The following is a 6,962-nucleotide window of genomic DNA, read 5'->3' as shown; positions in this document are numbered from 1 at the left end:
TGCATGTATTAGGCATGCCGCCAGCGTTCGTCCTGAGCCAGGATCAAACTCTCCAATAAAGTATTGAAAAGAGCGATAAGCTCATTTTGAATCTGACGAGATTAAAAATCTCATTTGTGCTCCAGTCGATTCAAGCCAAGGCTTGTTTCGAACTTTCGCGTTCATTCTGCAAGCAGAATGTTTACTCACTCGTTGTTCAGTTTTCAAAGATCAAACACGATTTGCTTTACTTCTTTTTCGTCTCAACCAAGTTTCGGCGGCGACTTAAATAATGTATCACATTTCGTTTGTTTTCGTCAAGAACTTTTTTTAATTTCTTTTTTGAAGCGTTAGTTCTTCACTTTTCCTCTGAAGATTTTATCGTTTGTTGGCGATAATCTCGTTTGAGGAACGAAATATAATGTATCATATATCGCGAATCAGAGTCAACATTTTTTTATAAATTATTAAACAAACAAAAAAGGAAGGTTTCCCCTCCCTGATGCGATCAATTATTGCCAGACTTTTGGAGAAGGTTATGTCTCAATCCAATACCGAATTTCCCGACCCTCTCCTCCGATTGATGGCCACCCTGCCGATTCTTTTACTATAGAACGAAAGACCAGCTTGCGTATAACCAAGGGTAGATCTTCTCGAACAAATCTTAACTGCGGATGATGAACAAGTTCATTTATGCTCCAAGGCTCCTTGCGACTTCTTAACACACGCAGTAGCAGCTCCGAGCATTCACTCATTTTGGACATTACCGAAAACTCACAGGCCAGCAGTACAAGCTCTACTCGCTGCTCCAGTGTCTCCGAGCTTACCGTAAGCTCTTGGTACAGTTTCCACAAAGCGCGATCCAGATTCTGCACATGTGTCCAGACGGCATGATCCGGGTATATCCCCTGTTCAATCAATACAATTCTTGCCCAGTTGCCCAGAGCCTCTAATACATTGTAGTAGGCGTCTACAACATGACCTTCCTGGATATGACGTTTCGCCTCCACATACATCCTCAAGAAACTGGTGAATTCATGCAGGAGCTTCTGCTCACGCAATTCTGTCCCAAAGGCGGACAGTTCTTCTCGCAAATCACTTAAGGCGCTGTCCTCTTCCCAGATAATCTCACCTTCAATCAGACACTGGGTGAGATTATTGTGATTCCCGGTAACTACACTACTCTTTAATTCATGACGGCTCGCATACATCATTTGATAACGAAGATCACCATATCTGTAATGTCCCACCGCCGATTTTAATTGATCATCATTATGAACAACAAGTACCAATAATTCGAAATCTTGAATTAGGGAGCCGTGGAATCGCTCTCCCGGGTGGGAATAAGCGATAGCCCCAACTGCCCCTGTCTCTTCCGACTGTTCGGACAAAAAAGCAAGGTTCTTTAATTCCACGATTCCCTCCATACATTTCATGGCAGATAAGCGCCAAGTCAGTTATAATGTAATTCTACATCCAGACTAAAGTTTCCTTCTTTTCCAGGTCCGATACTACTCATACGATAGGAGCATTTTTCATGATTTTTAAATCAGCTAAAATTAATGCTTTTCGCACTTGGGGACTACTACTGACCATGCTAGGTATGGGCCTAATGATACTGGGAACAGCCGGGATTGTTTTCTGGGGACATGCAGGCAAGGTATTCGCAGCTGTAGGACTCGTCATCGGACTGATTGCCATGATGGCCAGTCTAGCCATTTATTTCTGGGCGGGTATGCTCTCCACCAGCGCGGTACAAGTCGACTGTCCTGAATGCGGGAAGTTAACCAAAATGCTGGGCAAAACGGATCGTTGTATGTTCTGTCATACCATCCTCACCCTGGACCCCAACAAGGCCAATATGACCAGTCAACAACTGAAAGCGCCTTCTACAACAGTTCCCCCCACTGATAGTTAACACGAAATAATCTCCAACCGCTAAATGTCTTTGCATTAATTTCATTGAAGAACAAAAAAGGCCCGGTATGTCTACCGGACCTTTTTGGACTTGGCTTATAAATAAGTCCTTGTTGCTGTCATCAACAGCTAAGATATGAAGTTAAGATATGAAGTTAAGATATGAAGTTAAGTTATGATTCCTATTGCTAATAAAATGATAGATTACATGTAAGATGGTATCGAGCGGGAGCAACTTCGACTTTGCAAAGAAAACAAGAGAAGCCATCCGTCGGACACGGAGCATGAGTAAATTATTTCTGGTAACCGGCCTGCTTCAATACCTCCCATGCAGAGGCATTAGCAAAACTCCGATTCCATGCCGCAACTCCGCCCAGCTTCAACGAAGCAATCAAATCTACACGCGCCTGAAGGGACACGGCATCTTCGATCCATATTTTCTTGGTAGCTCCGTCTTCCTCATACTCCACATAGTTCTGTCCACTTGCCTGATCCAGTTCGGGTTTGAGTTTCTTTTCTTGGATCAGATCAACAATGGTATTCATGCCTACCGCTTTGGAAGACACTTTAACCTCCCCTTGATCATTCTTCTCTTCCGTCCAGATTCTTGTGTAGAGCGGAACCGCCATGATCAACTTGTTAGAAGGTACTTCATCCTCCTCAAGTATGCGTCTCATGGAAGCCTCAGTCCATGGGAGAGACGCTACCGACCCGGCCTTGGGACTGGCCGCCCAATGTTCATCATAAGCCATCACAATAACATAGTCTGCAAAAGAACCTAATGCACGGCGATCCAGAAAGGCGGACCACATTTCACTGTTCGATTTCGGTGTTACGTCGATCGATAACATCAATCCATGTATGCGTGCCATCGCCTTGATCTCGCGCACAAATTGCGTAATATTCGGCCCGTCATCTGTATACACGTTCTCAAAGTCGATATTGATACCATCCAATTGATACGTCTTTGCATACTCCAACATCTGCTCAATAATATGAGTGCGTGTCTCGTAAGAAGCTACAGCTTCTTTGGTAACATCCGGATCAAAGCTGTTATCCATAAGTCCCCATACTTCCATACCCGAACGGTGAGCCCAGTTCACATAAGCTTGGTTTCCCTTGCTTTTCACCGTGCCCTGCCCATCCGTAATGTGAAACCATGTGGGGCTGACCACATTCACACCAGGCATTTTACCAATAGAGCCCACATCAGGCTGACGATTGTACACGGCTTCCCAAACCAGATTTACCGGTTTATTCTGCCACTTCTTCTCTGCTGCTGTCAGCGTATACTTGGGCGTGTCCACCTTCTTTTTCTCCGTGAGTGCAATATGATCATTATCTACATATCCGGCATATCCATTATCGAGTTGAACAAAACTCTGTTTATCACCCGTCTGCCATACACGTACCCGCGCATCCTTTTCCATATCGGCAATGATTGGTGAGGATTCTCCCCCACGTTTATATAACGGCACAGTCTTGTCTGCTTTGGATGACAACGTATCAATCTCTGCATACTGTATCGTGTCTCCTCCACGCATCAGAAGTACAGCACCTGTTACCGAATCTTCCTGTATGGCGATGCCGTACACTTCCTTCAAAGGTTTGAGCGGAATGTATGCTTCTCCATCCTTAACCTCAGGCTTAACAGTCATAGGATAATCTTTGTGATTAAGTTCTGCTTGTGTACTGTCCTCTTTCATATGAAGAACTCGCTGAGGGGAGGCAATAATGATATCCCCCGACTCTGGTTCATAACGTATGCCGGCATCAACTGCGTCTTGCAGCACCTTTACAGGCAACTTGAGTTGATCTCCTGTATCCAAGGCGTCTCCATCCATCAGTTGCCCATCTACAAAAATAGGCTGGCTTCTTCCTACCCAATCGGGGTCTTCATGAGACTGGTTCAACCATACATTCGTTATAAGCCAGTAAGCCCCCCCAGCGATCAGACAAGCCCCTAGAAAACCGGGCCAAAATGAACGTCGCTTCTGACGTGTATATCTGCTTTTTCTACCCAAACGTCTACCTCCGTTAATTATGCTGAATCATAAGGATGAGCGCATAAGTTGTTATAAAAATGAGTGTTTTGCATAAATGCTAAAAAAAAAACGTGAAGAATCCATACTGAATTCTGCACGTTAATATTGTAATTCAACTCTCTTAATCCCTGCAACTTTTGCAAACGCCATACACTTCCAATCGGTGGCCGTGTACTTCAAATCCTGTACTAGACTCCGCCTGAAGCTCTACACTTTTGAGTGAAGGATAGCTAAAGTCTTCAATCTTGCCGCATTGATCACAGATAACATGATAATGATCCGTCACATTGGCATCGAAGCGGCTTGAATTATCTCCGTATGTCAATTCCCGGACCATGCCAGCTTCCAGAAACATCTTCAAATTGTTATATACCGTTGCCACGCTCATACTGGGAAATTGGGGTTCAAGGGCTCGGTAAATTTCATCGGCTGTCGGATGCCCCATGGATTCCATCAGATAGTTCAATATGGCATGACGCTGGGGTGTAATACGGACACCGGTCGTTTTCAGATGCTCCAACGCATGTTGGACACGTGTTGCCATAAAACCCACCGCCTTACCTTTCATTCTCTCGTGAAGAGTAAGTTCCTGTCTCCTCGCTCAGAGTTGATTCCCGGCCATTAAAAACGACAATCCATCTTTCATGCCGTGTAATCTTGCCAGTGTACATTTATTGTACGGCGATTACAAGTTTATTGTCAACGCGGCAGTCAAGGAACCTCTGTAGAATCCTACTGGGAATTTGGTCCGTCCCCGGTAGTCTGTTCCAGATTCTCAGCCGTATCTTCAGAATCAGGTGTAACTGTTTCAGGCGTAGATACAGCCGGATTACTCTGAATGGTGAGATCACTGTTGCCTTCAATTTTCACCCTGTACTCGCCCTCACCGAGTTGGCCTTCTATGGTTTTGTTCTGTACTTTGAACGGCAGATCCGTACTTAGATCTCCATAACTGCTGGAACCCGCAAGACTGTAGTCTCCACGATCAGGAAGTAATACGTTAATGGCTCCCACCGCACTGTACACATCCCAGTCCCCTCCGACTTTGGTAGATACGATGTTAATACTGCCATTAAGCGATTGGGCTTTGATTCCCAGATTGGCTCCATCCAGCGTAATATTGCCGTTGCGTGTCTCTGCGATGAATTCACCAACGGAGTCCGCAATACTGATACTTCCCACTTGTGTAGCAAGATCTACATCGCCGGAAATACCGCGAGCCTTCATATCTCCACGGTTACTGTCCAAATCGACATTACCAATGGCATTGGCTACAATGACATCCCCGTTCAACGTTTTCCCGGAGATATCTCCAACAGCATTGGTAATCCGGATACGTCCGTTACCCGTTTCGGCCAGTATGGTACTAATGGCTTCCGGACGGTTTAATAATATGGCTCCATTGGAAGTTCGAATATCCAGATTAAAACGACGATCATCCGGGATCGTAATGGTAAGATTCATCCGTGGCTGTGTTTTTTCATTGTCTCCATACGTCTTGCCTGTAGCTTTGATATAAATTACTTTTGTACCATCGGCCTCTACAAAAGAGGCTGCTGCAACGGCCTTTGCCTGTACTTCCGTCGTCTGATCTACCCAGATCACTGTCCGTACTTCAATCTCATCCGTATCTCCGCGTTGTACCGAGATATCTCCGTTGACACCTTCAACCACCAGATCTGACGTATCCATGCGAACAGGTACACGAATCGTGCCCTTATCCTCCATATACCCTGCCGCTTGACTGTAGTCCATGGATGCCGCTCCGAGATTTAGACTCACTCTATTCCATAAGTGCATGTAGTGATCCTGCTCGGTGACGATAAATACGGAAGCTGCCAAAATCAGTGAGGTTAGAATGCCTTTGGCATCGGGTCTGAAACGTACTTTGATTTGCTCATCAGGATTGCTCGGGTTAGCCGATTGCACCTTGTTTCTTCTGCGTGTCCACAGGAACAGCACAATATATTCAACACCTAAAACAACGAGCAAAAATGGCCACCAGTCCACCATCTCATATACGTAGTCAGTTCCCCACCGTTTATCCAAAATCAACAGCACACCGACCGCTATGATTAAGGCGGCAGCCGTATAGCGGCCAACCCGGACTTTACGGTTCATCACGTTCCCTCCTTGTATCGTTTCCACTACAATTTTTTCTTGTTCAACATCACCCAGAACTCACGACCAAACAGAAGCAAACCGCCTACGATCATGAGAACCGCAAATGAATATCCGCCGTACATGGCGAGAAGCTCTTGAAACCAACGTGGTTTACGGAAAAACAGTACCATCAAAGATCCTCCCACAATCAGAAGTAATCCAAACGATATGCCTCTCTCCCAGACCATCATTGCATCTCGTGTAGAACGTTCATTGGATATCGGCTTGTCCGAAGTTGCCTGGGTCACTGCTCTACGTCTGCGCATCATGACCCAATCTGCAGATTGCAACACATCATATACATTGTAAAAGTAAATAACCGGGATACACAAAGCCAGTAAGATGAGCAATGGCACATTGATCTGTATACCAATAGATGAGAAGTACAACACTGCTGACAGATCAAGCAAAACAAGCAGCATAAAGGTCAAACCTCTCATGTACAATCTCAGATAAATATGACCCAGGCCAGGAATAATGGCGCTCAGTAATCCCGCGATAAACTTGTGAGTCCGATTTCTGACCGGTTTGGCCTGGACTGAACGGGTCTTTTTGTTCAATTGACTTCTCCGTTTCATAACATACTCCTCTCTTCTGATCTGACCTTCCGCTCTTCATGCATTTGGTTAGATAGTACCCTAAAGAGCAAGGAGAGTAACTGGAAGAAATATGGATATGACCAAAAACCCTCCGGCACTACTGGCCTGGGGTGGTATTATCCCCTTTAAGTAGACACTTGAAAAAACCTTCATGTTATTATGAGGGTTCAAGTGACACCTGGAGGGGATATTTTTATGGCCAAAAAAGGACAAACATTTCAGACGTATACCGAAGAATTTAAATTGAATGCGGTTAGAT

General features: G+C 45.0%; 6 protein-coding genes and 1 rRNA gene. 1 reads left to right on the top strand and 6 read right to left on the bottom strand.

The annotated features are described in order from the left end of the window. Window positions 1-59: ribosomal RNA gene (locus AB4111_RS30925) — 16S ribosomal RNA — on the bottom strand; the annotation flags it as partial. Between the two features lie 456 nt (window positions 60-515). Next, window positions 516-1,394, bottom strand: coding sequence for a nucleotidyltransferase-like protein (locus AB4111_RS30920; RefSeq protein ID WP_442035133.1), 879 nt, complete (start codon window positions 1,392-1,394; stop codon window positions 516-518). 122 nt (window positions 1,395-1,516) lie between these two features. Here AB4111_RS30920 and AB4111_RS30915 point away from each other — a divergent pair, with 122 nt between their 5' ends. Beyond that, window positions 1,517-1,897 carry a DUF2614 family zinc ribbon-containing protein gene (locus tag AB4111_RS30915; protein WP_442035131.1) on the top strand — a complete coding sequence of 127 codons (381 nt, stop codon included), beginning with the start codon at window positions 1,517-1,519 and terminating at the stop codon, window positions 1,895-1,897. 292 nt (window positions 1,898-2,189) lie between these two features. Here AB4111_RS30915 and AB4111_RS30910 read toward each other — a convergent pair whose 3' ends face one another. The 4 genes from AB4111_RS30910 to AB4111_RS30895 all read right to left on the bottom strand — a co-directional run bounded on the left by AB4111_RS30910 (window position 2,190) and on the right by AB4111_RS30895 (window position 6,682). Then, window positions 2,190-3,920 (bottom strand): glycosyl hydrolase family 18 protein, encoded by a 1,731-nt coding sequence (locus AB4111_RS30910; protein WP_442035129.1) that lies wholly within the window; start codon window positions 3,918-3,920, stop codon window positions 2,190-2,192. A 142-nt stretch (window positions 3,921-4,062) separates the two neighbouring features. Next, the gene (perR, locus tag AB4111_RS30905) at window positions 4,063-4,485 is read right to left on the bottom strand and encodes a peroxide-responsive transcriptional repressor PerR (RefSeq protein ID WP_026081471.1); all 423 of its coding nucleotides are present in this window, start codon (window positions 4,483-4,485) and stop codon (window positions 4,063-4,065) included. 188 nt (window positions 4,486-4,673) lie between these two features. Beyond that, window positions 4,674-6,062, bottom strand: a complete 1,389-nt coding sequence (locus AB4111_RS30900; protein ID WP_442035127.1) for a DUF4097 family beta strand repeat-containing protein — start codon at window positions 6,060-6,062, stop codon at window positions 4,674-4,676. Window positions 6,063-6,088: 26 nt separating this feature from the next. Continuing rightward, window positions 6,089-6,682: a hypothetical protein gene (locus AB4111_RS30895; RefSeq protein ID WP_442035125.1), complete on the bottom strand. Its 594-nt coding sequence runs from the start codon at window positions 6,680-6,682 to the stop codon at window positions 6,089-6,091. Window positions 6,683-6,962 lie beyond the last annotated feature (280 nt).

This window comes from Paenibacillus sp. 2KB_22, from assembly GCF_052115745.1.
GTDB lineage: Bacteria > Bacillota > Bacilli > Paenibacillales > Paenibacillaceae > Paenibacillus.
Note: the sequence above shows the minus strand (reverse complement) of the source record. Positions and strands in the feature narration are given on the sequence as shown.